This window comes from Methylobacterium komagatae (assembly GCF_042661665.1).
Classification (GTDB): domain Bacteria; phylum Pseudomonadota; class Alphaproteobacteria; order Rhizobiales; family Beijerinckiaceae; genus Methylobacterium; species Methylobacterium komagatae.
Map to the genome: position 1 here is coordinate 3,378,943 of NZ_JBHSWN010000001.1, position 25,289 is coordinate 3,404,231.

At 68.5% G+C, this 25,289-nt stretch carries 26 protein-coding genes and 1 pseudogene; 17 read left to right on the forward strand and 10 right to left on the reverse strand.

The genetic code is table 11. The annotated features are described in order from the left end of the window. The first annotated feature begins 72 nt into the window (after positions 1 to 72). The 5 genes from ACFQE0_RS16835 (at position 73) to ACFQE0_RS16855 (ending at position 4,659) form a co-directional block, all read left to right on the forward strand. Entirely contained in the window at positions 73 to 750 is a 678-nt protein-coding gene (locus ACFQE0_RS16835) for a LysR family transcriptional regulator (protein WP_378971673.1), read from the forward strand. Further along, positions 747 to 1,010 (forward strand): type 2 periplasmic-binding domain-containing protein, encoded by a 264-nt coding sequence (locus ACFQE0_RS16840; RefSeq protein ID WP_378971676.1) that lies wholly within the window; start codon positions 747 to 749, stop codon positions 1,008 to 1,010. Before ACFQE0_RS16835 ends, ACFQE0_RS16840 begins: the two co-directional genes overlap by 4 nt. 65 nt (positions 1,011 to 1,075) lie before the next feature. Further along, entirely contained in the window at positions 1,076 to 1,948 is an 873-nt protein-coding gene (gene rarD / locus ACFQE0_RS16845; protein ID WP_378971678.1) for an EamA family transporter RarD, read from the forward strand. Between the two features lie 66 nt (positions 1,949 to 2,014). Next, positions 2,015 to 4,369 carry a response regulator gene (locus ACFQE0_RS16850; RefSeq protein ID WP_378971680.1) on the forward strand — a complete coding sequence of 785 codons (2,355 nt, stop codon included), beginning with the start codon at positions 2,015 to 2,017 and terminating at the stop codon, positions 4,367 to 4,369. After that, positions 4,366 to 4,659, forward strand: coding sequence for a hypothetical protein (locus tag ACFQE0_RS16855; protein WP_378971683.1), 294 nt, complete (start codon positions 4,366 to 4,368; stop codon positions 4,657 to 4,659). Before ACFQE0_RS16850 ends, ACFQE0_RS16855 begins: the two co-directional genes overlap by 4 nt. Here the strand turns inward: ACFQE0_RS16855 and ACFQE0_RS16860 are convergent. Further along, positions 4,656 to 5,699, reverse strand: a complete 1,044-nt coding sequence (locus ACFQE0_RS16860) for a P1 family peptidase (RefSeq protein ID WP_378971685.1) — start codon at positions 5,697 to 5,699, stop codon at positions 4,656 to 4,658. The two genes, ACFQE0_RS16855 and ACFQE0_RS16860, sit on opposite strands and share 4 nt — an antisense overlap. 113 nt (positions 5,700 to 5,812) lie before the next feature. On the opposite strand from ACFQE0_RS16860, the gene ACFQE0_RS16865 reads away from it, so the two are divergent. Next, complete coding sequence (locus ACFQE0_RS16865; RefSeq protein WP_378971687.1) at positions 5,813 to 6,682, forward strand: NAD(P)-dependent oxidoreductase; 870 nt, start codon at positions 5,813 to 5,815, stop codon at positions 6,680 to 6,682. Positions 6,683 to 6,976: 294 nt separating this feature from the next. Next, positions 6,977 to 7,606, forward strand: a pseudogene (locus ACFQE0_RS16870) (Cache 3/Cache 2 fusion domain-containing protein); the annotation flags it as partial. An 83-nt stretch (positions 7,607 to 7,689) separates the two neighbouring features. On the opposite strand, the gene ACFQE0_RS16875 reads toward ACFQE0_RS16870, so the two are convergent. After that, the gene (locus tag ACFQE0_RS16875) at positions 7,690 to 7,947 is read right to left on the reverse strand and encodes a hypothetical protein (protein WP_378971690.1); all 258 of its coding nucleotides are present in this window, start codon (positions 7,945 to 7,947) and stop codon (positions 7,690 to 7,692) included. Positions 7,948 to 8,018: 71 nt separating this feature from the next. Here ACFQE0_RS16875 and ACFQE0_RS16880 point away from each other — a divergent pair, with 71 nt between their 5' ends. Continuing rightward, complete coding sequence (locus ACFQE0_RS16880; protein ID WP_378971693.1) at positions 8,019 to 8,567, forward strand: methyl-accepting chemotaxis protein; 549 nt, start codon at positions 8,019 to 8,021, stop codon at positions 8,565 to 8,567. 5 nt (positions 8,568 to 8,572) lie between these two features. Here ACFQE0_RS16880 and ACFQE0_RS16885 read toward each other — a convergent pair whose 3' ends face one another. Further along, positions 8,573 to 9,439 (reverse strand): S49 family peptidase, encoded by an 867-nt coding sequence (locus ACFQE0_RS16885; RefSeq protein WP_378971695.1) that lies wholly within the window; start codon positions 9,437 to 9,439, stop codon positions 8,573 to 8,575. Positions 9,440 to 9,673: 234 nt separating this feature from the next. Between ACFQE0_RS16885 and ACFQE0_RS16890 the strand changes: the two genes are divergently transcribed. Together ACFQE0_RS16890 and gyrA are read left to right on the forward strand one after the other, a co-directional pair. Next, positions 9,674 to 9,979 carry a hypothetical protein gene (locus ACFQE0_RS16890; RefSeq protein WP_378971697.1) on the forward strand — a complete coding sequence of 102 codons (306 nt, stop codon included), beginning with the start codon at positions 9,674 to 9,676 and terminating at the stop codon, positions 9,977 to 9,979. Between the two features lie 156 nt (positions 9,980 to 10,135). Further along, positions 10,136 to 12,853, forward strand: coding sequence for a DNA gyrase subunit A (gene gyrA, locus ACFQE0_RS16895; RefSeq protein WP_378971699.1), 2,718 nt, complete (start codon positions 10,136 to 10,138; stop codon positions 12,851 to 12,853). 125 nt (positions 12,854 to 12,978) lie between these two features. Here the strand turns inward: gyrA and ACFQE0_RS16900 are convergent, their stop codons facing one another. The 5 genes from ACFQE0_RS16900 to ACFQE0_RS16920 all read right to left on the reverse strand — a co-directional run bounded on the left by ACFQE0_RS16900 (position 12,979) and on the right by ACFQE0_RS16920 (position 15,667). After that, on the reverse strand, positions 12,979 to 13,206 hold the full coding sequence (locus ACFQE0_RS16900; RefSeq protein ID WP_378971702.1) for a hypothetical protein: 228 nt from the start codon (positions 13,204 to 13,206) through the stop codon (positions 12,979 to 12,981). 111 nt (positions 13,207 to 13,317) lie between these two features. After that, a complete protein-coding gene (locus tag ACFQE0_RS16905; protein ID WP_378971704.1) occupies positions 13,318 to 13,650 on the reverse strand; it encodes a type II toxin-antitoxin system HicB family antitoxin in 333 nt (110 codons plus the stop codon). Then, a complete protein-coding gene (locus ACFQE0_RS16910; RefSeq protein WP_378971706.1) occupies positions 13,647 to 13,874 on the reverse strand; it encodes a type II toxin-antitoxin system HicA family toxin in 228 nt (75 codons plus the stop codon). The genes ACFQE0_RS16905 and ACFQE0_RS16910 overlap by 4 nt, the downstream gene beginning before the upstream one ends. A 101-nt stretch (positions 13,875 to 13,975) precedes the next feature. Next, entirely contained in the window at positions 13,976 to 14,527 is a 552-nt protein-coding gene (locus ACFQE0_RS16915; RefSeq protein ID WP_378971708.1) for an RBBP9/YdeN family alpha/beta hydrolase, read from the reverse strand. 48 nt (positions 14,528 to 14,575) lie between these two features. Continuing rightward, the gene (locus ACFQE0_RS16920; protein ID WP_378971711.1) at positions 14,576 to 15,667 is read right to left on the reverse strand and encodes a UV damage endonuclease UvsE; all 1,092 of its coding nucleotides are present in this window, start codon (positions 15,665 to 15,667) and stop codon (positions 14,576 to 14,578) included. Between the two features lie 114 nt (positions 15,668 to 15,781). On the opposite strand from ACFQE0_RS16920, the gene ACFQE0_RS16925 reads away from it, so the two are divergent. The 5 genes from ACFQE0_RS16925 to ACFQE0_RS16945 all read left to right on the forward strand — a co-directional run bounded on the left by ACFQE0_RS16925 (position 15,782) and on the right by ACFQE0_RS16945 (position 21,363). Continuing rightward, positions 15,782 to 16,957, forward strand: coding sequence for a YihY/virulence factor BrkB family protein (locus tag ACFQE0_RS16925; protein ID WP_378971713.1), 1,176 nt, complete (start codon positions 15,782 to 15,784; stop codon positions 16,955 to 16,957). Between the two features lie 44 nt (positions 16,958 to 17,001). Continuing rightward, the gene (gene msrB / locus ACFQE0_RS16930; RefSeq protein WP_378971715.1) at positions 17,002 to 17,409 is read left to right on the forward strand and encodes a peptide-methionine (R)-S-oxide reductase MsrB; all 408 of its coding nucleotides are present in this window, start codon (positions 17,002 to 17,004) and stop codon (positions 17,407 to 17,409) included. Between the two features lie 313 nt (positions 17,410 to 17,722). Beyond that, positions 17,723 to 18,691: a hypothetical protein gene (locus tag ACFQE0_RS16935; protein ID WP_378971717.1), complete on the forward strand. Its 969-nt coding sequence runs from the start codon at positions 17,723 to 17,725 to the stop codon at positions 18,689 to 18,691. A gap of 378 nt (positions 18,692 to 19,069) precedes the next feature. Next, positions 19,070 to 20,446 (forward strand): dicarboxylate/amino acid:cation symporter, encoded by a 1,377-nt coding sequence (locus ACFQE0_RS16940; RefSeq protein ID WP_378971720.1) that lies wholly within the window; start codon positions 19,070 to 19,072, stop codon positions 20,444 to 20,446. Beyond that, the gene (locus ACFQE0_RS16945) at positions 20,446 to 21,363 is read left to right on the forward strand and encodes an ROK family protein (RefSeq protein WP_378971722.1); all 918 of its coding nucleotides are present in this window, start codon (positions 20,446 to 20,448) and stop codon (positions 21,361 to 21,363) included. The genes ACFQE0_RS16940 and ACFQE0_RS16945 overlap by 1 nt, the downstream gene beginning before the upstream one ends. Positions 21,364 to 21,409: 46 nt before the next feature. On the opposite strand, the gene ACFQE0_RS16950 is transcribed toward ACFQE0_RS16945, so the two are convergent. Then, positions 21,410 to 22,459: an HpcH/HpaI aldolase/citrate lyase family protein gene (locus tag ACFQE0_RS16950; protein WP_378971724.1), complete on the reverse strand. Its 1,050-nt coding sequence runs from the start codon at positions 22,457 to 22,459 to the stop codon at positions 21,410 to 21,412. Positions 22,460 to 22,605: 146 nt separating this feature from the next. Here ACFQE0_RS16950 and ACFQE0_RS16955 point away from each other — a divergent pair, with 146 nt between their 5' ends. Continuing rightward, positions 22,606 to 23,343, forward strand: a complete 738-nt coding sequence (locus ACFQE0_RS16955) for a response regulator (RefSeq protein WP_378971726.1) — start codon at positions 22,606 to 22,608, stop codon at positions 23,341 to 23,343. 4 nt (positions 23,344 to 23,347) lie between these two features. Beyond that, a complete protein-coding gene (locus ACFQE0_RS16960; RefSeq protein ID WP_378971728.1) occupies positions 23,348 to 24,706 on the forward strand; it encodes a sensor histidine kinase in 1,359 nt (452 codons plus the stop codon). A 13-nt stretch (positions 24,707 to 24,719) separates the two neighbouring features. Here the strand turns inward: ACFQE0_RS16960 and ACFQE0_RS27665 are convergent, their stop codons facing one another. Beyond that, the gene (locus tag ACFQE0_RS27665) at positions 24,720 to 25,040 is read right to left on the reverse strand and encodes a con-10 family general stress protein (RefSeq protein ID WP_378971730.1); all 321 of its coding nucleotides are present in this window, start codon (positions 25,038 to 25,040) and stop codon (positions 24,720 to 24,722) included. Positions 25,041 to 25,289 lie beyond the last annotated feature (249 nt).

Sequence of the window (25,289 nt, forward strand, 5' to 3'; positions counted from 1 at the left end):
CTCGCCCTCTCATCCCCTTTTGACAAACGACGAATTTTCACCGACAGGTGAATTCAATTCATGGATCAGGCAATGCGGCGGATCCCGGGCTTTCCTTCCCTCCGCGCCTTCGAGGCGGCGGCTCGGCTCGGCAGCTTCGCCCGGGCGAGCGAGGAACTGTGCCTCACGCCCTCGGCGGTCAGCCACCAGATCCGTGCCCTCGAACGGCATTTCGGCAGGGCGTTGTTCCGTCGGGAGAACCGGCAGGCCAACCTCACCGCAGATGGCGAACGCCTGCTCGCGGGCCTGTCTCGCGCCTTCGATGCGATAGAGGCCGCATGCGCGGAACTGATGCCCTCCTCGGGCACGGGCCTGTCGGTCCATTGCACGCCGAGCTTCGCCACCAAATGGCTGGGACCTCGCCTGCCGGGCTTCATGGAGGCCAACCCGAGCATCGCGATCCGCCTGTCCTCGGGGGCGGAACCGGTCGACCTGATGCGCCATCCCGGGATCGATGTGCTGATCGCCTATGGCCAACCGCCGCACGGGACGGGCCTGCGGGTCGAGCCCCTGGGGCCCGAGGAGATCGTCGCCCTCTGCCGCCCGGACATGGCCCCCGAGCCGGGGGGTCTGACATCGGACAGGATAGCCCGGCTGACCTGGCTCGAATCCTCCTTCAGTCCCGTGCGCTGGGCGGACTGGTTCGCCCTGAACAGTCTCACGCCTCCGAAGGCGCGGGGGGCCCGGCCTTCGACCGGGGCTCCCTCGTGATCTCGGCGGCGGTTCAGGGGCTCGGCGTTGCCCTCGAGACCCTTCGCTTCGCCGAGGAGGAGATTGCCTCCGGCACCCTGGTCCGCCTCGGCGAGGGACAGTGTGAGGGCATTCGCCGCGATCTTCATTTTTTGTGCTGGCGCGCCCGTGACGATGAAGCCCCTAGCATCCGCCACTTCCGCGAATGGATTCTGGCCGAGGAGGGCCCGGCGGAACCGTCGGGTGATGTCGGGATGGCAGCTTTGCAGCCAATCGGCTGACCATCCGGCTTTCTCTCGGGTAAAGACCCCCAGCCGGTGCCAGAAACCGGGTTGAGGGAAACGCCGTGGGCCTCGTCTACGCGCTCGCCGCCTACTTGAGCTGGGGCCTCGTGGTCCCGCTGCACTTCCGGCTGCTCGGCGGCTTCAGCCCCTGGTACATCCTGGCCGAGCGCATCGTGTGGTCGACGCTGTTCGCGGGTCTTCTGGCGCTGGCGTGGCGCAAGCGCCTGCGGCTGCCGTCGCCGCTGACGCGCAAGCATCTCCTGCTCGTCCTGTCGGCCATGTTCATCGGCGCGAACTGGCTGCTCTACCTGATGGCCATCGACCGGGGGCACCTGCTCGATGCGAGCCTCGGCTATTACATCAACCCGCTGATGAACGTGGCGCTCGGCAGGATCATCCTGGGGGAGCGCCTGCGCCCCGTGCAGGCGGTCGCCATCGGCATCGCGGCGGCTGGGGTGCTCGTCGCCGTCGTGTGGGCGGGCGACCTGCCGCTGATGTCGCTGTCGCTTGCCATCTCCTTCGCCCTCTACGGGCTGACGCGGAAGATCGTGGCGGTGGATTCCCTGGTCGGCTTCCTGGCGGAGACTCTGCTGCTTCTGCCCATCGCGGTCGGCTGGCTCATCCTCACGCCGGAACCGTTCCTGCCCGCCGATCCGCACAAGCTCGGCCTGATCATGCTCACCGGCCTCACCACGGCCCTGCCGCTGATCTGGTTCGCGGCCGCCGCCGTGCGATTGCGGCTGACGACACTCGGCCTGCTGCAATACGTGGCCCCGACCTGCCTGCTGATCCTCAGCGTTCTCGTGTTCGGCGAAACGGTCGAACCGCACCGGGCGGCGATGTTCGGTCTGATCTGGCTGGGTCTCGCCCTTTACACGGTCGATGCCCTGCGCGGGCGGCGCATCGAGACGAGGGCGGCTGCGCTCAAGGCGTGAGCGGCGCGGATACCCTTCGCCCCGCCGCGCACTAGCTGAAACGGGGCCTGAACACCGGCGGAGCCGATGACCGAACCAGTGGGCGGCGAAGCCGTCACCGATGACGATTTCCGCAACCTCGCGGATGTGCTGCCGCAGCTCGCCTGGATCGCCAAGGCCGATGGGCACATCGTGTGGTTCAATGCGCGCTGGTACGCCTACACCGGCACCACTCTGGAGGAGATGCAGGATTGGGGCTGGCGCAAGGTCCACCATCCGGACCACCTCGCTGCCGTCGAGGTGCGCTACCGCCTCGCCATCGAGGCAGGGGTTCCGTGGGAGGACACGTTCCCCCTGCTCGGCACGGATGGCGAGTACCGCTGGTTCCTGTCCCAGGCGATGCCGCACCGGGCGCCGGACGGGACGATCCTGCGTTGGTACGGCACCAACACCGACATCTCCCGCCGCCGCGTGACGGAAGAACGCCTGCGCCATTCCGAGGAGCGGTTCCGGGCCCTCGTCGATGCCTCGGCGGCGGTGATCTGGAACACCAACGCCGAGGGCGAATTGCTGCCGCCGCAGCCGCGCTGGGGCGCCTATACCGGCCAGACCGAGGAAGGCTATCAGGGCTGGGGCTGGATCGAGGCGGTTCATCCCGATGATCGCCAGCAGATCGCCGAGGCGTGGTCACGCTCCGTGGAGGAGCGGGTTCCCTACGCGGTGACCCACCGTCTGCGCCGCCATGACGGCGCGTGGCGGGACATGGAGGCGCGCGGCGTGCCGGTCTTCGCGGCCGATGGGTCGCTGCGGGAATGGGTCGGCACCCATACCGACATCACCGAGCGGAAGGAGGCCGAGGCCGAGGCCGAGCGGGCGCGTCAGGCCGCCGAGGCGGCGAACCGGGCGAAGAGCCAGTTCATCGCCAACATGAGCCACGAATTGCGAACGCCGCTCTCGGCGGTGATCGGTTATTCGGAGATGCTGGGCGAGGAACTGGAGGATATCGGACAGGCGGCCCTGTTGCCCGATCTGCGCAAGATCGAGTCGGCCGCTCGCCACCTGCTCTCGCTCATCAACGACGTCCTCGACATCTCGAAGATCGAGGCCGGGCGTGTCACCGCCTCGGCCGAGACCTTCACCGTGTCCGAGCTTCTGCAGGATGTCACCGACGCCACCGGCTCGCTCATCGAGAAGAAGGCGAACCGCTTCGTGCTCGATGCCGAGGACGATCTCGGCGCGATGCATCAGGATCAGACCAAGATCCGGCAATGCCTGCTCAACCTCGTCGGCAACGCCGCGAAGTTCACCGAGAACGGGACGATCACGCTGACGGCGCGCCGCCACCGGGAGGAGGGGGCCGACTGGCTGTCCTTCGCGGTGTCGGATACCGGCATCGGCCTGACCCAGGAGCAGATCGGCAAGCTGTTCCAGCGCTTCGTGCAGGCCGATGATTCGACCACGCGGCAATTCGGCGGCACGGGGCTGGGGCTCGCCATCACCCGCGCCTTCTGCCGCACCATGGGGGGCGACATCGGCGTCGAGAGCGAGCCCGGCAAGGGCGCGACCTTCACCATGCGCCTGCCCTCCGTGCTGGTGGCCGAGGAGGAGCCGGGCGACGAAACGCCCGCGGTTGCGGCGCACGAACAGCACGACACCGTCCTCCTCGTGGACGACGATCCGGCCGCGCGGGAGTTGCTGCAGCGTTTCCTCGAACGGGAGGGTTTCCAGGTCCGCACTGCCGCCGATGGGCGCGCGGGCCTCACCCTGGCGCGCGCGCTGAAGCCGCGGGCGATCCTGCTCGATGTCGAGATGCCGCGCATGGATGGCTGGGCCGTACTCCACGCCGTGCGCAATGATCCGGACCTTGCGGGAACCCCCGTCATCATGACCTCGGTGGTGGCCGAGGAGGGTCTCGGACAGGCTCTCGGCGCCACGGATTACTTCGTGAAGCCGATCGATTGGGACCGGCTGAAGGGGCTGATGGAACGCTACCGGCCCCAGGCTCCGGCCGAGGCGCGGGTGCTCGTCGTCGATGACGATGCTGACGGGCGCGAGCGCCTGCGCCGCTCCCTGTCTCGTGAGGGTTGGAACGTCGACGAGGCCTCCAACGGGCGGATCGCCCTGGAGCAGTACGACCGCGCGCGGCCCAACCTGATCCTGCTCGATCTGATGATGCCGGAGATGGACGGGTTCGGCTTCCTGCGCGCCCTGCGCGCCCGCCCGGACGGCGACGTGCCCGTGGTGGTGCTGACCGCCAAGGAGATCACGGCGGCCGAGAAGGCGAGCCTCGGGGCCCAGACGGACAGGGTGATCACGAAGGGATCGCTCAGCCTTGCCGAAATCGGCCGACAATTGCGCGTGCTCTACGCGCGCTCGGATTCCGAGGCGATGCCGGGCCGGATCCAGGGCCTGATCGATCAACTGGCGGAGAAGGACGGATGAGCGACACGATCGACCCGGACAAAGCGGTGGCGATACGCCTGCGCGCTCGCCTCGCGGTCGTGGAGCGAGCCGCGTGGTTCGGCCTCGTCCACGCCATGCGGACGCGGCCCGAGGAAACGGAAGCCTTCCTCGCCTCCGAGCGCGCACGCTGCGCCGAGGGCTTCACGAACAAGGAGGCGGGCGGCAAGGGCTGGGCCGGCGACCTGACCGATGTCGAGCGGGCCATGCTCGCCGCCGAGATCGACAAGGGCCTCGCGGAACTGCTCTCGGACGCGAAGGACGCCGTCTAGCGGCGCCCGAACAGATCGCGCCACGCGGGCGGCAACCCGTCGAACCGGCGCTCGCCCAGAGGCATCGGCGTAACGCCCGGCAGGCTCGTCGCCTGATACACGCCGATGGCGATGGCCCGCGCCAGAACCCGCGCCGCCGCATGGCCGAGCCGGGCCGTGTCGGCGATGGGGTCGGTGAGCGGCACATGCCCGGTGGCGGCGGCGAAGACGAGGTCTCCGTCGAGCGGCGTATGGGCAGGCACCAGCGCGCGGGCGAGACCGTCCTGCGCGGCGACCGCGAGGCGACGGCATTGCGCCTTGGTGAGGATCGCGTCGGTGGCGACAACGGCGAGGGTCGTCGCGGTGCCGGCGGCGACGCGGGCGGGAAAGGCATGAGCGTCCTCGGGCATGGGGACGGGCAGGCCGAGCCCTCCGAACTCGTCGCCCTGCTCGAACGGCGCCGCCCAGAAATGCGGCCCATCCCCCACAACAGCACTCCCGAAGGCGTTGACCGCCACGAGGGCGGCGACCCGGAACGGCGTCCCCGGGACGGTGGACGAGGCCGAGCCTAGACCGCCCTTCAGACTGGCCGTGCGGGCGCCGGTCCCGGCTCCGGCCGAGCCCAGGGCATAGACGTCGCCCGCCGCCTCGGCGGCCCGCCGCCCGAGGTCGCGATAGGGCGGATCGCCCCCCCATTCCTTGTCGCCACCGTTGAGCAGATCGAACAGGATCGCGGCGGGCACGATCGGCACGCGCATCCCACCCACGGGGAAGCCACGGCCCTGGCTCGCGAGCCAGCCCGTCACCCCGGCGGCAGCGTCCAGGCCGAAGGCCGAGCCGCCCGACAGGACCAGCGCGTCGATCGCCTCAACCGTGCGCTCGGGATCGAGCAGATCCGTCTCGCGGGTGCCCGGCCCACCGCCGCGCACATCGACCGAGGCCACGGCCGGGCGATCGAACAGGATGGCGGTGACGCCACTGCGCACGCGCAGGTCGGCGGCGTTCCCCACCTTGATGCCGGGAATGTCGGTGAGAAGACCACGCAGGCCGGATTCGCTCATCCCACGAAGCTGCCACGATCCAGCGCCGGCGGGAACCGGATCAGCATCGGCCGGGCGCACTTCCCCTGAGCCCGGCGGTTCCCATCTTGCCGACCATATCCCAGGAGGTGCTCATGGACGTTGGATTCATCGGAATGGGGCGCATGGGTCGCGGCATGGCCGCCCGGCTCGCCCAGGAGGGCCACACCGTCCGCGCCTGGAACCGCTCGCCGGAAGCGGCGCAGGGTGTTCCGGGTGTGACGGCCGTGGGCAGCGCCGCGGAGGCCTTCAGGGGCGATGCCGTGATCACCATGCTGGCCGATGACGCTGCCCTTGAATCGGTGCTGGTCCAGGGCGGTCTGCTCGACGGGGCCGGGCGGCCGGGCGTGCATCTCGGCATGAGCACGATCTCGGTAGCTCTCGCCGAGCGGTTGACCGCCATCCACGAGCGGGCGGGCATTCCTTATGTCTCCGCACCGGTCTTCGGGCGGCCGGACGCGGCCGAGGCGGGCAAGCTCAACATCGTCGTTGCCGGGCCGGAGGCATCGATTGCCTCCGCCACACCCCTCCTCGATGCGATGGGGGCCAAGACCTGGCGCTACGGCGAGAAGCCGAAGCGGGCGAATGCGGTGAAGCTCGCGGGCAATTTCATGCTGATCTCGGCCATCGAAGCCATGGGCGAGGCCTGCGCCTTCACCGAGGGCCACGGCGTGCCCGGCGCCGAGCTTCTCGACCTGATGTCGAACACGATCTTCGCCGCCCCGGTCTACAAGAACTATGGCGCGGCCATCGCCACCAGCCGCTACGAGCCGCCGGGCTTCGGCCTGCGCCTCGGCGCCAAGGATATCCGCCTCGCGCTTCAGGCGGGAGAGGCGGCAGGCGTGCCGATGCCCTTCGCCTCTGTCCTGCGCGACGGCCTCATCGAGGCGATGGCCCGTGGGGACGGCGAAAAGGACCTCGCGGCCTTGGCCGAGGTGTCCCGGCGTCGGCGGGAAGGCCGGTAGGTCGCCCGCCCCCACAGGGCGCATCGCGATGTGAGCGATTCCCGGTGCGCCCCCTGAGACAACGTCCACTATGTCACGAAAGCGTGAACTGAATCCGCCGATTTTAAGCATTCGTTGAAATTCGCGAGCCACAGACGAGTCTTCGATTATCGAGATACCGTCATGCTTGCATTCGTTCGCCGCAGGTCCAAGGCTCTCACGCTCTCGGCCAAAGTCATTCTGCTCGCGATGCTCGCGGTCACTCTGACTACGGGTGCAATATGGTTCACGATGTCGCGCCAAACCTGGTCGCAGATGGAGGACCGGCAGCGCCTCAATGGCGAACGCAACCTGCGGACGCTCGCTCTCGTCCTCGCCGGACGCCTCCCGGGGGCGAAGGCGGACCTCGACGAGACGCGGGTTTCCCGCGTGACTGCATCCGACCTGACGACTTTCTCCGACGCCTCGGTGGTGGACGACGCGGTCGCCTATACCGGGGGCGTCGCCACGGTGTTCGCCTACGACGCGGCCAAGGATACCTTCGTCCGCCGCCAGACAACCGTGCGCAAGGAGGATGGCACCCGCGCGGTCGGCACCGCGCTCGCGGCCGATAGCCCGGCTCTTCCCGTGCTGCGCGCGGGCCAGACCTACGAGGGCCCGACGGCCCTGTTCGGGCGCCGGTTCTACACGGTCTATCAGCCGGTCTTCGATGGTGCGGGCAAGGTGAACGGCATTCTCTTCACCGGCCTTCCGATCGAGATGTATTACGATGCCTATTGGGACACGATGCGCCGCCTTGGCACCGCCGCCCTGGTGATCGCCATCGTCGCCTGTGCCGTTGTCGGCATCGCGGCCTCTCGCCTGTTTCGTCCCTTCGCCGCCATGTCGAGCCGCATCGAGGCCCTCGCGGCGGGCGATACCGAGAGCCCGGTCGGCGACATGCACCGAGGCGACGAGATCGGCGCCGTGGCCCGCTCCCTGGAAACGCTTCGCGAGGCCGTGCGCCGTGCGCGGGAACTGGAGGGCCTTCAAAGCAGCGACGCGGAATTGGCCTCTCGCCGCCGGATGATGCTCGACCAGACCATCGCCGCGTTCCGCAGCCGCGTGGATGCGCTGAAGGGGACGCTGACCCTCAGCACGGGCGACATGCGCGGCCGGGCGGAGGAGATGCGCCTGAGCGCCGGGGAGGCTGAGGCCGCCGTCGCGGACACGGCGCGCGCGTCGCAGGAAACGTCATCGAGCGTCCAGACGGTGGCGAGCGCCGCCGAGGAACTCACCGCCTCCATCACCGAGATCGGCGGCCAGGCTCGGCCAAGCGGAATCCCTGGTCTCGTCCGCAGCGGGGGAATCTGCCGCCATGGAGCTTCAGATCGGCGGGCTGGCAGAGGCCGCCTCGCGGATCGGCACCGTCGTGGGCCTCATCCGCACCATCGCCGAACAGACGAACCTCCTCGCCCTCAACGCGACCATCGAGGCTGCCCGAGCCGGGGAGGCCGGGCGCGGCTTCTCCGTCGTCGCAGCCGAGGTGAAGCAACTCGCCTCGCAGACCGCCCGCGCCACGGAGGAGATCGCCGACCAGATCGGCGCCGTCCAGGCCGCGACGGGGACGACGGTGGCCGCGATCGGCCGGATGGGCGAGCAGATGCGCGCCGTCCAGGCGACCACGGCCGGTATCACGGTCGCCGTCTCGGCCCAGGGGGATGCAACGGCCGAGATCTCGCGCAACGTCGCGGAGACGGCGGGGGCTACCGGCGCCATCGCCCACGGGATGAACGTGGTGAGCGACGCCACCCAACGCTCGGCCCGGTTGGCGGAGACCGTCACGGCGGCCGCGGGTTCTGTGGATGCCGTCGCCTCGGAACTGGAAAGTGAGATCGGCCGGTTCCTGGCGCAGGTCGCGGCCTGACGATCCTACAGACCGTAGCGGGCGAAGGCTGCCCGCTCCTCGAAGGCCGCCATGGCCTCTGCGGGGAGCGAGGCGGCCGCTTCGCCGATCTTGCCGGGCGCTCCCCGGCGGAGGAGGCGGCTGATGAGGCCGCCCCGAGCCTCCGCGACGACCACGAGTTCGACCTTCTCACCGAAGCGCGCCCGCATCGTCCCGCGCAGGTCTCCCAAAGCATCCACGAGGCCAAGCGGCAGGGCCTGCCGACCGGTCCAGACCGCCCCGGTGAACAGATTCTCGCCCACCGGGAGAGCCTTGCGGCGGGACGAGACGAGTTCCGTGAACAGCGCCTGCACGTCGGCCTGGATGCGCTTCAGGCGCTCGATGTCGGCGGGATCCTCCGGACGGAACGGATCGAGCATGGCCTTGGCCTCGCCGATCGTGTGCACCCGGCGCTCGATGCCGAGCTTTTCCAGCAGGCCGGGGAAGCCGAACCCCGCCGAGACCACGCCGATAGAGCCGACGATCGAGGTCGGGTCCGCGATGATCTCATCGGCGGCGCAGGCGATCATGTAGCCGCCCGAGGCCGCGACATCCTCCACAAAGGCGACGACCGGGAGGGACTTCTCCTCCGCCAATGCCCGGATCCGGCGATGGATCAGGTGCGACTGCGCGGGAGAACCGCCGGGCGAATTGATGACGAGTGCGACCGCCTTCACCCCCGGCAACGTAAAGGCCCGCTCCAGGCTACCCGCCACCCCGGCGATGGAGAGGCCGGGCCGCAGCGGCGAGACGGCACCAATCGCCCCGGAGAGGCGCACCACCGCGACGCGCGGGCGCCGGTTCCGCAGGCGGCCCGGAAGCAGGGCGCGGAGACGTTCGGACAGCGCGGACATGAATGGGAACTCGCCGGATCTGATCGAGGTTCGGCATAATGGGATTTCAGTCCGCATCCGCAAGGGCCGATGCGGCGCCGTGTCCCCCGCGAGTCACTTCTGATTAGCCGTCTGCGTAGTCGGCACTGCAAGCTATGCGGGAAGAAGCGAACCGTTTCGCGCCCTGCGCCGTTGCTCGCCAACGGACCGCCGTTTCAGCGGGCCGTGTTCCGATATTGGGAGGATGACGAGACGATGCGCTCCTTGAGACTGCCGCTCCTGCTTCTGCTGGCCGCTTTCTTCTTCGGCCCGACCACCGCCCCGGTGAGCGCCGCTCCGCTCCCCGTGCCGATGGCCGCCGCCCAGACCGCCCCGGCCGCCGCCGTGGAAAACGTCCAGTACTATTACGGCCGCCGCCGCCACTGGGGCCACCGCCACTACGGGTTCCGTCGCCATTACGGCTACGGCCGCCACTACGGCTACCGCCGCCATTGGGGCCATCACCGTGGCTGGGGCCACCGCCACTACGGCTACCGTCGCGGCCCGGCCTTCTTCTACTGAGTGACAGCGTCGCGTCCCCGCCGAAGGGCGGGGGCGCGCCTTGCGCGCGCACGCGAAAAGACTTAACCAACCGTCTGATATCTTTGCGCTTCCAAAGCGCCCCGCGTGGCCCCGGCAGGACGCTGTCAGAGGCCCGGACACAGACGGACAGACAACTTGGCCGAGACCGATCCGACGGGCGCCCCGCCGCCCGCCAGCGACATCCGCCCCGTTTCCATCACCGACGAGATGCGCCGCTCCTACCTCGATTACGCGATGAGCGTGATCGTGAGCCGCGCGCTGCCGGATGCCCGCGATGGGCTGAAGCCCGTTCACCGCCGCATCCTCTACTCGGCCTTCGAATCCGGGCACCTGCCGGAGCGCAAATACGTCAAGTCGGCCCGCATCGTCGGCGACGTGATCGGTCTCTATCACCCGCACGGCGACCAATCGATCTACGACGCCCTGGTCCGCATGGCCCAGGACTTCTCGATGCGCCTGATGCTCATCGACGGGCAGGGCAATTTCGGCTCGGTCGACGGCGATCCGCCGGCGGCCATGCGCTACACCGAATCCCGCCTCGCCAAGCCGGCCATCGCGCTACTCACCGACATCGACAAGAACACCGTCGATTTCGGACCAAACTACGACGAGTCCCGCGAGGAGCCCCTCGTCCTGCCCGCACGGTTCCCGAACCTCCTCGTCAACGGGGCGGGTGGCATCGCGGTCGGCATGGCGACCAACATCCCGCCGCACAACCTCGGCGAGTTGATCGACGCCTGCACCGCCCTCATCGACGAACCGGGCCTGACCATCGAGCAACTGAACCAGATCGTCCCCGGCCCGGACTTCCCGACCGGCGGCATGATCCTCGGGCGCGCGGGAACGCGGCAGGCCTACGCCACCGGGCGCGGCTCGGTGATCATGCGCGCCAAGTCGCATGTCGAAGAGCTGCGCAAGGAGCGCGAGGCGCTGATCTTCACCGAGATCCCCTATCAGGTGAACAAGGCGACGCTGATCGAGAAGATCGCGGAACTCGTGAAGGAGAAGCGGATCGAGGGCATCTCGGACCTTCGCGACGAATCCGACCGCAGCGGCATGCGCATCGTGGTCGAGATCAAGCGCGACGCCATGGCCGAGGTGGTGCTGAACCAGCTCTACCGCTTCACGCCGCTGCAGTGCTCCTTCGGCTGCAACATGGTGGCGCTGAATGGCGGTCGCCCGGAGCTGATGAACCTGAAGGACCTGCTTCAGGCCTTCGTGGATTTCCGCGAGGAGGTCGTCTCCCGCCGGACCAAGTTCCTTCTCGGCAAGGCGAGAGAGCGCGCGCACGTCTTGTGCGGCCTCGCCATCGCGGTCGCCAACATCGACGAGGTGATCCGCCTGATCCGCACCTCGCCGGACCCGAACACCGCCCGCGAGGCGCTGATGGCCCGCGACTGGCCTGCGCACGACATCGCCCCGCTGATCGCCCTGGTGGACGATCCCCGGCACCGTGTGGCCGAGGACGGCACCTACCGCCTGTCCGAGACCCAGGCCCGGGCGATCCTCGACCTGCGCTTGCAGCGCCTCACGGCTCTCGGCCGCGACGAGGTCGGCGACGAGTTGAAGAAGCTCGCCGACGAGATTTCGGATTATCTCGACATCCTGCGCTCGCGGGCGCGGATCCAGGGCATCGTCAAGGCGGAGTTCGCGGAGGTGCGCGAGCAATTCGCCACGCCGCGCCTCACTGAGATCGTCGACTACGACTCGAGCGTCGAGGACGAGGACCTGATCCAGAAGGAGGATATGGTCGTCACCGTGTCCCACGCGGGCTACGTGAAGCGCGTCCCGCTCTCGACCTACCGCTCGCAGCGGCGCGGCGGCAAGGGCCGCTCGGGCATGTCGACCCGCGACGAGGATTTCGTCACGCGGCTCTTCGTGGCCAACACCCACACTCCGGTGCTGTTCTTCTCCAGCCAGGGTCAGGCCTACAAGGAGAAGGTGTGGCGTCTGCCGATGGCTGCGCCGAACGCCCGTGGCAAGGCGCTGGTGAACATCCTGCAATTGCAGGACACGTCCGAGCGCATCACCACCATCATGCCGTTGCCCGAGGATGAATCGTCCTGGGAGACGCTGGACGTCATGTTCGCCACCGCCAGCGGCAACGTCCGGCGCAACAAGCTGTCGGATTTCACCACGGTGAACCGCAACGGCAAGATTGCCATGAAGCTCGATGAGGGCGACCACATCGTTCATGTCGAGATCTGCCGCCCGGACCAGAACGTGCTGCTGACGACCGCGCTGGGCCAGTGCATCCGCTTCCCCGTCGAGGATGTCCGCGTGTTCAAGGGCCGCGACTCCACCGGCGTGCGCGGCATCAACCTCGCCCAAGGCGACCGGGTGATCTCGATGACGATCCTCAACGCCTTCGACGCGAGCGCCGAGGAGCGCGCGGGCTACCTGAAGATGCGCCGCGCCGTGACCGGCGAGACCGAGGAGGGCAACGAGGAGCCGGAGGAGGGCGCCGAGGCGGCCGCGATCTCGCTGGAGCGCTACAACGAGATGGGCGCGGCCGAGCAATACGTGCTCACCATCTCCGAGCGCGGGTTCGGCAAGCGGTCCTCGTCGTTCGAGTACCGGACCTCGGGGCGTGGCGGTAAGGGCATCACCGCGATGCGGGTCAACGCCCGCAACGGTCACCTCGTGGCCTCGTTCCCGGTGGAAGCCTCGGACCAGATCATGCTGGTCACGAATGGCGGTCAGCTCATCCGCGTTCCGGTGGACGATATCCGCATCGTCGGCCGCGCCTCACAGGGCGTCACCGTGTTCAACACCGACAAGACCGAGAAGGTCGTTTCGGTGGAGCATATCGAGGGTGAGGAGGAAGGCGAGGGCGAGGCCGAGACGGCCTGACAGCCCTTGAGCGCATCCCTGCGAAGGGGATGCCGGTTCGCCGTAAGAGAGCGTGTTGCGAGAAGGAACGAGGGCCGCCGACCTGATGCAATCAGGTCGGACTCGGCTCCAGGGTCGCCGGGCGTTCAGCGTCCGGCGGTCGCCGCCCGCCGGTTGGCGATGCGGGAGAACATGTTGCCGGTGTAATCGGCAGCCTTCGGCTTTTCCGGCTCGCCGACCTGGGCCTCGAATGCCTCGATCCGCTTCAAGAGGGCTGCGTCGTTAAACAGCGACGAGTTGAAGGTCTTGTGGGCCCGGGGACCCAGGGCGGCCTGGACCGCGTCGAGGCGGGCGAGAAGCTCTTTGCGCGTCACGTGGCTCTCCGGGGGCGAAACCAGCCGCCCCAAGCCGCCACTCGACGCCGCGTAGGTAAACGCGGAGTTAACGCGGTCGCGATATGGGGGCAGGAATGGCAGGCGGCACGCTCACGCGTCGACGGCCGCCCGCAGCAAATCCTCACCCCACTGATTGAGACTTTTGCCCGACAGTTCCGCCGCTCGCGCCGCCTGCGCATGAAGATCTGGCGACACGCGCAGCATCAGCTTTCCGGAATACGCGCGCTCCGGCTGTTTGCCGACCTTTCGGCAGGTCTCGATATAATCATCGACCGCTTCCCGGAACGCTGTCTTCAACGCATCGACGCTTTCGCCGTGAAAGCCGACGACATCGTTGATGCCCGCGATGTGTCCGACGAACAGGCCATCCTCGGCGTCGAACTCGACACGGGCATGAAAGTTCTTATGGCACAAGGTGTTCATGGTGTGACTCCGATCTTGCGGAGAAAGTCTCGAGCGTCGCGCACCTGATACCGCTTGGCCTCCTTCGCCGGGTGCGGACGGTGAAAAGACGCCACCACGCCGTCGCGCTCGAACCGGACGCGAGAACCGGCCCCCTCGATCAGGCGACACCCCACCGCGATGAGCAACGCCTCGACGGCTTGCCATTCGATCTGGGGAGAAACGGGATCGGTGAAGACGGCCATCAACGTCTTTGCATGACGGCTGTACATTCCTAGAAAATGCGCGGGAGCGCCCTCATCTGCAAGCACATTATGCTAGCACCCAAAACGTTTATCGCCCGACCTCACAACCCCTTCATGAACCCCGCCAAGCGCATCAACCCCTCCGGCCAGGGTCCATGGCCGCTCGCGATGTTGATTTGGCCCGATTCGCCTGCATCCACCGTGAGAGCGCCCCAGGCATGGGCGAAGTCGTCGGCCCGGTCATAGGCGCAGTGGGGATCGGTGCGGCTCGCCACCACGAGGGCCGGAAAGGGCAGGGGATCGCGCGGCACGGGGGCGAAGGCGCGGACGAGATCGGGCAGGTTGGGGGCCTCCTCGACATCGGGGAAGGCCACGAACAGGGCGCCGCGCACCACGCCTTCGGGAAAGAGCGGGACGGCTTCGACACAGGCGACCACGCCGAGGCTATGGGCGATGAGGATGACCGGCCGTGTGGCTTGCGCCACCGCCTCGGCCACCTTTCCGCACCACGCTTCGGGGGTGGGAACGTGCCAATCGTCTTGAGAGACGACGCGCGCTGTCGGGAGGCGATCGGCCCAACGCGCCTGCCAATGACCCTCCCCGGACCCTCCGAGCCCGGGGACGATCAGGATGTCGCAATCGGCGGTCTTCATGTTGCGATGCCTAGAGCAGGGCGCCCGCGCCGCGCAAGCCTCGCGCCCTCACGCGGCGGCGGCAGCCTCCAAACTCGAGATCTGCGCGGCGATCTGCATGGAGGCGAGGTTCTTCGCCTTGGCCTCGATCTCGAAATCCGCCCAGGAAAGATGGCGCGCTACGAGGTCGTTGACGGCGCGGTTCCACATCATCTCCGAGTGGGCCGCGAGATCGCGCACGGAATGGCCTGCCTCACGCAGGGCGGGAAAGTCCGGCAGACGATCCTCCGCCCCGTCGACAATGACGGCCTCCCGCGAGACGCTGATATGCGCGACCGGCCGAACTCCGCGCCAGGACTCGATCACCCGGGCGATGCGCGGGTCGTCCGGTTCGAGATAGGCTCCGCCGCTCTCCACCCAATGATGATGAAGGTCGAGCACCACCGGCACGAGATCGGACAGGCGCAGCACCTCGTCGAGGCCGAACAGGTTCTCGTCGTTCTCCACCGTCACGAGGTCCCGGGCGAGGCGGCTCGCGCGGGGCAGGGTCTCGCGGAAACCCGCGACGCCGGGGTCGCCCGCCCCGACATGGATGTTGATGTGGGCGCCATGCCGATGCCAGCCGCCGCCATAGCCCATCAGGCCGAACAACTCGGCATGGTAGTCGAGTTCTGACAGCCCGTTCTCGATCGCCGCCGGGTTGCGGCTCGCCAGCAGGCAGAACGGGCCGGGATGGAAGCTCAGGCGCACACCGAGGCGCCGAGCGAGTTCGCCCGCTTCTGCAAGACCGGTCTCGACGACCTTGCGCAGATCGGGCTCGGCATAGAGTGCCTGCACGGCGAGGTGCGTGTAGCCCGGCAGGACGTTGCTCCCCATGCGCAGGAGCCGTTCGAGGGGCGGGCGGGCGCCGACCCAGGCGATCTGCCGGGCGAGCGCCGTCAGGTTGTGCGCCACCACCCCGGCGAGTTTGTCCCGACGCGCGGAGGCGTCGAGCTTGGTGAGATGCGCCATCGTCACGGTGGTGAGGTTCATGGCGCGGGTCGCCTCGCGCGCGGCCTTCAGGGTGGCATGCGTGCCCGGCGGCTCATCGAGCACGAAGGTGCAGCAGAAGCCGAGGCGGGCCTGCGGTGGCGGGGCGGAGGGTGAAGCATGGCTTTGCATCCCGTCCCAACGCACGAACCGCCTTTCGGTCTCGCGGAACGCGGTGACGACGCCGACGTTTGGCCTGATGAGAGCGTGGCAATACCGCCCACCTCCGGCCCGGCCGAAACCCCGATGACGACGCCTTCCCCCCGCCCAGGCGGATCGCCAGACCAAGCCTCCACCCTCTGGGTCCTGATGCTCGGCACGGCGCTGGTCGCCCTGGCCGTCGCCCAGCCCCGCAGGGTGGCGCATCCGCACCCCAAGACGCCCATGCCGGAACCGGATGCGGAGGCAGACCGCCAGCGCGCCACGAATGGCGGCGCGCGCTCCATCGAGGGACGGGCGGCTCAGCTCATCGCGGCCACGCAACCCGAGCGCGGCCGGCACGCCGAGACCCCGGCGGACATTCCCGCCGCCGGATGGCGCGACATCGCGATCCGCGTCTATCTGGAATTCATCAAGGACCGGGTGCTCGCCGTGGCGGCAGGCGTCACCTTCTACAGCCTGCTCGCGTTGTTCCCGGGTATCATCGCCCTGGTGACACTCTACGGCCTTTTCGCCGATGCCAACGTCATCAACGACCATCTCGCGCAGCTCCACGCGGTGCTGCCGACGGGCGCGGTCGAGATCATCGGCGATCAGGTAAAGCGGATCGCCGCCAAACCGAGCGGCACGCTCAGCCTGACTTTCTTCACGGGTCTGCTCGTCTCGATCTGGAGCGCCAATGCCGCGATGAAGGCGATGTTCGACGCCCTGAACGTGGTCTACGAAGAGGAGGAGAAGCGGAACTTCTTCATGCTGAACCTGCGCTCGCTCACCTTCACCGTGGGTGGCCTGTTCTTCATCGTGCTGGCGCTCAACGCCATCGTCGTCGTGCCGGTGGTGCTCAATTTTCTCGGCCTCGGCTCCGAGGCGTGGCTGATCGCCGCCCTGCGCTGGCCTGCGATGCTGGTCGTGATCCTCGGCGCCTTGTCCGTACTCTATCGCTTCGGCCCGAGCCGCGAGCATGCCCGCTGGCGATGGGTCGGCGTGGGAAGCCTGATCGCGGGGCTGCTCTGGCTCGCCGCCTCGCTCCTCTTCTCTTGGTACGTGTCGAACTTCGGCACTTACAACGAGACCTATGGGTCGCTGGGTGCGGTGATCGGCTTCATGACGTGGATCTGGATCTCGTCCACGATCGTGCTGCTCGGCGGCGAGATCAACGCCGAGATCGAGCACCAGACGGGACGCGACACCACCACCGGCAAACCCCTGCCGCTCGGCGCACGTCAGGCGCGGATGGCCGACACGGTGGGTGCCGCCGCCTGACGGCGAGCGTCGCGCTCCCTATATCCGGGGCGAAGGAGACCCCCATGTCCGACAGCACCTCCACCGCCCCCGAAGTCATGAGCGACGAGGAGTGGCGCACGCGTCTCAGCCCTGACCAGTACCGTGTCCTGCGCGAGCATGGCACCGAGCGTGCCGGAACGTCCTGCCTGCTCGCCGAGAAGCGGGCGGGCACATTCGCCTGCGCGGGTTGCGGCCAACCCTTGTTCGAGCAGGGCACCAAGTATGAGTCCGGCACCGGATGGCCGAGCTTCTTCGCCCCCATCGAAGGCGCGGTCGAGACCACCAGCGACCGCAGCTACGGCATGGTCCGCACGGAGGTCCATTGCGCCCGCTGCAAGGGCCATCTCGGCCATGTCTTCGAGGACGGTCCCGCCCCGACCGGCCTTCGCTACTGCATGAACGGCGCGGCCCTGTCCTTCGAGCCGAACTGACCGCGCAAGTTCAGGCGAGCGGGTATCCACATGCGGGGATCATGGGGAAAGTTCTCCCCCAATCCCGCTCGCTTCGAGGGCAATGCCTTGATTTCGGCGTCATTATGCGTAGTCGCTCTATAGACTACGGGGTTCGCCTTCTGTGTGCCGCGGAACGCTCAAGTCAGGCTTAAGTGTTCTGCATCGCAACGTAGGGGAATACCCGCCGAACCGTTCGCTCGGCTTGCACTCGACCCGGTGCGTCGAAGGTGGCCGGTCTCATCGGTCGTTCCCGAGCGCCACGCCGGGCAGGGCGTGAGGAGTGAAGCAGTCCATGAGCACAACCCGCAGGTTCCTCGTCGCCCCGGCCCTGGTCCGCCTGATCCGCAAGGAGCGCGGCAGCAGCCGGATCACCGAGGGTCACTTCGCCCCGCAGGGCGGCCGCAATTCCTTCGTCCGCGTGGATGGGCAGGTCTGCCAGCTCATTCTCGTCAACAATGGCGTCGAGGAGCGCACCGAGGTGCCGCGCGCCCACGGCGATGCCCTCCTCGATGTCTGTCCCGGCAAGGCCGCCTACGATCGGACGACCATGGCCTCCGGTGGTCGCGAGATCATCATCGACCGTTACGTCTCCCCCGGCAGCCTCGACCTCGTGAGCGTGACCTTCGACGACGAGTCCCAGGCCTCGGCCTTCCAGGCGCCGATCTGGTTCGGCCGCGAGGTGACCACCGAGCCGACCTTCGAGCGCTCGGCTCTGGCGATCCAGGGTGTTCCAGCGGCGTCGGAGCTGTCCCTCAGCAACGCCGCCCTCGACGCGGTGCTGGACCTGATCGAGCCGCGCTTCGGCTTCGGCCGGTACGGCGCCTCGCCCCGGACCAACGACAGCCTGGATACCCTTGCGGGCACCCTGCGCCGCCCGGCCCCGGCTCCGGCAGCCCCGGCGGCAGCACCCGTCCTGTCCGCCCCTGAGCCCGAGATCCTGGCGCCGGCCCCCGTGCCGCCCGCGCCCGAACCGGTTCCGGCCGTCGCCGAGACCCCGGCCCCCGAGCCGGTCGTGCACCACGAGCCCGCGCCGGAGCCGCATCGCGAAGAGCCGCGCGCCGAGGAGCAGGCCAAACCTGCTGCCACTCCGGCCGAGGCTGTCCATGGCGATGCGCGCATCGACGACGTGATCGAGAGCCTGTCCGCCGCGCTCGGCGCCGCCATCCACCAGAACCCGGCCCAGGCCGAGAAGCCGGAGGATCCGGGCGCCGTGTTCGAGCGGTGGACCGTCCGCCCCCGCCGCACCCAGACCCAGGGCTAAGCCCCCATGACCCGGCGCGCCACTGCGCGCCGGGTCTCTCAAGACCTGACGATCACGGCGGCCCCGCCAGAGCTCCATGAGAGCCGGAACAGGTTGGCCCTCATGCCGTGACGTGCGGTGAAGACCGGCCCTCGGTCGGCGGTCCCGCCATCCCCGTGACGATGACCGAAGACTATGGCAGTGCATGCGGCACGGCTACGTCTCTGCGCGTGCCGTAATCCCGCGCGGCTGCGGTGAACGCCCTTCGGCAGGGGCAATCGGCAGGTTTTTGTCACGAAGCGACTGAGGCTGACGACCCGGACGGCGTTGAGAACGCTGCCGAAGCCCGCTAGCGTGACCCATAGGGAGAGCGCGGGATCGCGCGAGAAGGACATAAGCATGGCGCAGGCGATCCATGCGGCGGGCAGCACCGCCGCCGCCCCCAAGGAGCCCTGGTACAAGGTGCTCTACATCCAGGTGCTGATCGCGATCGCGCTCGGCATCCTGCTCGGCTGGTACGATCCCGCTACCGGCAAGTCGATGAAGTGGCTCGGCGATGCCTTCATCGCCCTCATCAAGATGATGATCGCGCCGATCATCTTCTGCACCATCGTCCATGGCATCGCCTCCATCGGAGACCTGAAGAAGGTCGGCCGCGTCGGCCTGAAGGCGCTGATCTACTTCGAGGTGGTCTCCACCCTGGCCCTGCTCATCGGCATCGTGGTCGGTGAGATCGTCCAGCCCGGCGCGAACTTCCACGCGGACCCGACGAAGCTCGATGCGAGCAAGGTCGCGACCTATGCGAGCAAGGCCGCCGCCGACTCGACCGTCGCCCACATCATGGCGATCATCCCGAAGAGCTTCTTCGACGCCTTCGCCACGGGCGACCTGCTTCAGGTCCTCCTCATCTCGATCCTGACCGGCTGCGTCGTCACCGGACTGGGTGAGCGGGCGGCCGCCGTCAGCAGCGCCATCGACACGGCCGGGCAGATCTTCTTCCGCATCATCGGCATCATCGTGAAGCTCGCGCCGCTGGGCGCGTTCGGCGCCATGGCCTTCACCATCGGCGAGTACGGCATCCAGAAGGTCTACGACCTTGGCGCCCTCGTCGGCACGTTCTACCTGACCTCGCTGCTCTTCGTGCTGCTGGTGCTCGGCACCATCGCGCGGCTGGCGGGCTTCTCGATTCTGAAGTTCCTCGCCTACATCAAGGACGAGTTGCTGATCGTGCTCGGCACCTCCTCCTCCGAGACGGTGCTGCCGCACATCATGACCAAGATGCGCCGCCTCGGCGCGTCGGACTCGGTCGTCGGTCTCGTGGTCCCGACCGGCTACTCGTTCAACCTCGACGGCACCAACATCTACATGACGCTCACCACCCTCTTCCTCGCGCAGGCGGTGGGGGCGGACCTGTCGATCAGCCAGTACGCGACGATCATCCTCGTGGCGATGCTGACCTCGAAGGGGGCCTCGGGCGTGACGGGTGCGGGCTTCATCACCCTGGCCGCCACCCTGTCGGCCATCCCGAACACGCCCGTTCCGGTTGCGGCCATGACCCTGGTTCTCGGCATCGACAAGTTCATGTCCGAGTGCCGCGCCCTGACGAACCTCGTCGGCAATGGCGTGGCCTGCGTGGTCGTCGCCCGCTGGGAGGGCGAGCTCGACCGGACCAAGCTCAACGAGGTGATGGCCAACCCCATCGCCATCGGCACCGCCGTGACGGATAACCCGCCCGCGCCGATCAAGACCGACACGAAGGTCGCCGCGGCGGAGTGATGCCGTCGCAGGCACGGCTCGGCATCGACCTCGGCGGCACGAAGATCGCCGGGGTCGTCCTCGACCATGACGGGACGCGCCTCGCGCAGGCGCGCGTCCCGGCACCCCGGGGCGAATACGGCGCCACGCTCGCGGCTGTCTCCGACCTCGCCCTGCGCCTGGAGCAGGAGGCAGGCCGCCCCTGCAGCGTCGGTATCGGCATGCCGGGCAGCCTGTCGCCCGCCACCGGCCTCGTGCGCAACGCCAATTCCCACTGGCTGATCGGTCATCCCTTCGAGGCCGACCTCGCCGCGCGGCTCGACCGCCCGGTGCGGCTGGCCAACGATGCCGATTGCCTCGCCGTCTCAGAGGCGACCGATGGGGCGGGGGCGGGCGCCCGTGTGGTCTGGGCGGTAATCCTCGGCACGGGCGTGGGCTCCGGCCTCGCCCTCGATGGGCGCCTGCATCCGGGCCGCAACGGGTTCGCCGGGGAATGGGGCCACGGCCCGCTCCCGGCTCCGCGCGATGACGAGCGACCGGGCCCGCCCTGCTATTGCGGACGGCACGGCTGCGTCGAGACCTGGGTCTCCGGCCCGGCGCTGGCAGCGGATCATGCAAGACGACACGGTGGAACGCCGACGGCCGAGGCGGTGGTGGAGGCTGCGCGCGGGGGCGACGCGGCGGCACAGGACACGCTCGTTCTACATCTGGAACGGCTCGGGCGCGCGGCGGCTCAGGTGGTCAACGTGCTCGATCCGGATGTGATCGTCATCGGCGGCGGCCTCTCCCGCCTGCCCGAGCCGATTGCGGGCCTGCCGGACGCGATGCGCCCGCACATCTTCTCGGACACGTTCGACACCCCCGTCCGCGCCAGCCTCCACGGCGACGATTCCGGCGTGCGCGGGGCGGCGTGGCTCTGGGGACCAGAGACGGTGTGAGGCGTGGGGCTTCGCGCCCCACACCCGCGCCAAAGGGATGATCCCTTCAGCCCAGATCGTAGACCTTCGCCAGATCCGGGTCCTTCGCCGCGACGAGCTTGGCGAGGTCGACGATGACCTTGGCCTGCTTCCACGTGGCATCGTCTTGCATCTTGCCGTCGAGCATCACCGCGCCGGTCCCATCGGGCATCGCGGCGACGATACGGGCCGCGAAGGCGACCTCGGCCGGATCGGGCGCGAAGACCTTCTTGGCCAGCGCGACTTGGCTCGGATGCAGCGTCCAGGCCCCGGCGCAGCCCATCAGGAAGGCATTGCGGAACTGGACCTCGCAGGCCGCCGCATCCGAGAAGTCGCCGAACGGGCCGTAGAAGGCCTTGATGCCGTTCGCCATGCAGGCATCGACCATGCGGGCGATGGTGTAGTGCCACAGATCCTGCTGCGCGCTGGCGCGGGCGGCATCGCCCGCCGGGTCGGCGATCACGCGGTAATCCGGGTGGCCGCCGCCGACGCGGGTGGTCTTCATGCCGCGCGAGGCCGCAAGGTCGGCAGGCCCGAGGCTCATGCCGTGCATGCGCGGCGAGGCGCAGGCGATGGCATCGACGTTGGCAACGCCCTCGGCCGTTTCCAGGATGGCGTGGACGAGAATCGGCTTCTTCACCCCGTGGCGCGCTTCGAGCTGCGCCAGCAACTGGTCGATGTAGTGGATGTCCCACGGCCCCTCGACCTTGGGCACCATCACCACGTCGAGCTTGTCGCCGACCTCGGAGACGATGGTGAACAGGTCGTCCAGAATCCACGGGGAGTTCAGGGCGTTGATGCGCGTCCACAGGCCGGTGCCGGTGGCGGCGAAATCGGTCGCCTGCGCCATGGCGACGAAGCCCTTGCGCGCCGCCTCCTTCTGGTCGGCGGGAACGGCGTCCTCAAGGTTGCCGAGCACCACATCGACCGTGCCTGCGAGTTCCGGCACCCGCGCACGCACCTTGTCGTTGTGCGGCGGCACGAAGTGGATCATCCGCTCCAGCTTCACCGGCAGGTCGCGGTAGGGGGCCGGCGCGCCGGTGGCGAGGGGCTGAAAAAAGCGGCGGGGCAGTTTCATCGGCGGGCCTTCTGGCTTGGCGTTCCTCGTGAGGGCGTTATGGCACCGAAACGGCCGAGGTAAAGCCGTGCCTTGGTCCTGTAACGTTTTGTGACGGCGGCGCTTCCGCCGTTGCGGGGCGCCGGGCGGCGCCTATTCTTTCCCCTATGAACGAGGGCACCACACTCGCCATCGTCGAGGACGACCCCGAGATCAGGGCGCTGCTCGGCGGTTTCCTGGAAGGAGAGGGCTTCCGCGTCGAACGCTTCGACGGCGGCGCGGCCCTCGACCGGCGGCTCGCGCAAGGTCCAGCGCCGGACCTGATCGTGCTCGACTGGATGCTGCCCGGTGAGGACGGGCTGTCGATCTGCCGCCGCCTGCGCGAGGAGGGCGGCCCGCCGGTCGTGATGCTGACCGCCAAGGACGAGGATATCGACCGGGTGCTCGGGCTCGAAATGGGCGCGGACGATTACGTCTCGAAGCCGTTCAACCCGCGCGTGCTGCTCGCCCGCATCCGCGCCGTGTTGCGGCGGACGAAGGGCGGGGGAGCCCAGGCCGAGCCCAATGCGGCGGAGCGGCTGCGCGTCGCTGACTTGGTGGTTGATCCGGCCGCGCGCTCGGTCCAGGCGGCGGGGGAGGGCGCGGTGCCCCATGAGATCACCCTGACCAGCGCCGAGTTCGATCTGCTGATGTGCTTCGTCACCCGCCCGCAGCGGGTCCTGTCCCGCGACCAACTCCTCGACTGGACGCGGGGCCGCGTGGCCGATGTCTTCGACAGGACCATCGACGTGCAGGTCAGCCGCCTGCGCAAGCGCCTCGATGAGAGCGGCAGCGACGTCTCGGCCATGATCAAGACCGTGCGCAACGCCGGGTACATCCTCGCCGCACCCGTCCGCCCGGCCTGATCCGATGCTGAGCCGCATCGGCCTGCTCGGCCGGATCATGCTGATCCTCATGGCTGCGCTCGGCGCGGTCATCGTGGCCGCCATTGCGCTCGGCCGGATCGAGCGCACGAACACCCGCACCACGCAGTTGGCACCCTATCCGCGCCTGGAACAGGCGGCGGGGGTGATCGATCTCGTCACTCGCGCCGATCCCTCGTTGCGGCCGACCATCCTGCGGGCGGTGAGCGGCCTTCGCCTCCACGCGACGATCCAGGATACACCGCCGCCCGAGGAGGAAGGGATGCGCCGTCTTCCCCGCGCGGAGGCGATGCTGCGCGCCTTCTCCGAGGTGCTGCCCCGGCCGGAGACCGGCAAGGATGACGGGCTGCGCGCCCTGGCCAATCCCGAGGGCGTGGGAACCGGATCGCGCCCCGTGCGGATCACCGCCCGCCTTTCCGACGGGAAGTCGCTCGTGCTCGACGAGATTGAGCCGGTGAGGGGCCTCTCGCTGACCCTGTTCGGACTGGCGCCAGGCCTCTGGATCGGCATCCTCGGCATCGCCGTGGCGGGACTCGCTTTGCTCGGCGCGCAACGGGAGATGCGCCCCCTGCGCCGCCTAAGCGCAGCGGCGGAAGCCTTCGACGGCTCGCCCCCCGCGGGGCCGATCCCGGTGACGGGCGCACCGGACGTGCAGCGCCTCGCCCGCTCGGTCCACGCCATGCAGGAGCGGGTGGCCGCATTGCTGCAGGAGCGCTCGTTCCTGATCGGCGCCATCTCACACGATCTCAAGACCTACCTGACGCGCCTGCGCCTGCGCGCCGAATCCCTGCCGGATGCGGAGGGCCGCGCGCGCATGGCCGCCGATATCGACGGCATGACCGATTTGATCGAGACCTCGCTCGCCTTCGCGCGTGGGACTACCGTCTCGCAGATCCGGGGGCGGGTCGATCTTGCAGACCTCGCGGCGGTGGAGGCCGCCGAACGCTCGGCGCTCGGCCAGCCAGTGGTGCTGGCAGGCGACGAGGTAGCCGAAGCCACCGTGCCGGGTGATGCGGTCGCCCTGCGCCGGGTGATCGCCAACCTCGTGGACAATGCGGTGAAGTTCGGCCGGGGCCGGGTCGAGATCGCCGTCGAGGCCGGGACCGAGTCGTGCAGCCTCCGGGTGGAGGATGACGGCCCCGGCGTCGGCAGCGCCGAGGCGGCGGCGATCTTCAGCCCGTTCTACCGCATCGAAGGCTCCCGCAACCGCCGCACCGGCGGCAGCGGGCTTGGGCTCGCCATCGCCCGCCAGATCGCCGAGGCCCATGGCGGGACCATCGGCGTCTGCGCGGGCCGCCTCGGCGGCGCGTGCTTCACCCTCACCCTGCCGCGAGCGGCGGGGTGAGCTGCGAGGGCGGCTAGGACTGACCGCCGCCGCTGCTCTGGCCGCCTTTCTGGCCCGCTTCCGCCGCGCGCTTGGGATCGTTGGCAAAGTTGCCGCCGCTCATCTGACCGCCCTTATGGCCGGCCTCCGCCGCGCGCTGCGGATCATTGGCAAAATTGCCTCCGCTCACCTGCCCACCCTTGTGGCCAGCCTCCGATGCGCGCTGCGGATCATTGGCAAAGTTGCCTCCGCTCACCTGCCCGCCCTTGTGGCCGGCCTCCGATGCGCGCTCACGATCCTCGGCGAAGTTGCCGGAACCGCCGCGATGCTCGCTCTTCCCAGACGATTGGGTCATGATCGTATCTCCCTGTTGTTCGATACGTCAGGACAATCCTCGACTTGAGAAGTAGTTTCGAAAATCGTTCGTACTATTTCTCAAACATAAGTAATTCTGTCGTTACAGCCGCTAGCTGGTAGCACAACATAAATTAGATCTATGGCTTTGCTATAAAGCTAGAGCAATAACGGCTCAGCCTGGATCGCATCGCTTTGTCGTCGTTGCGAGCGAAGCGAAAATCCGGAAAGCCGCCACGTTCCCGGCAGA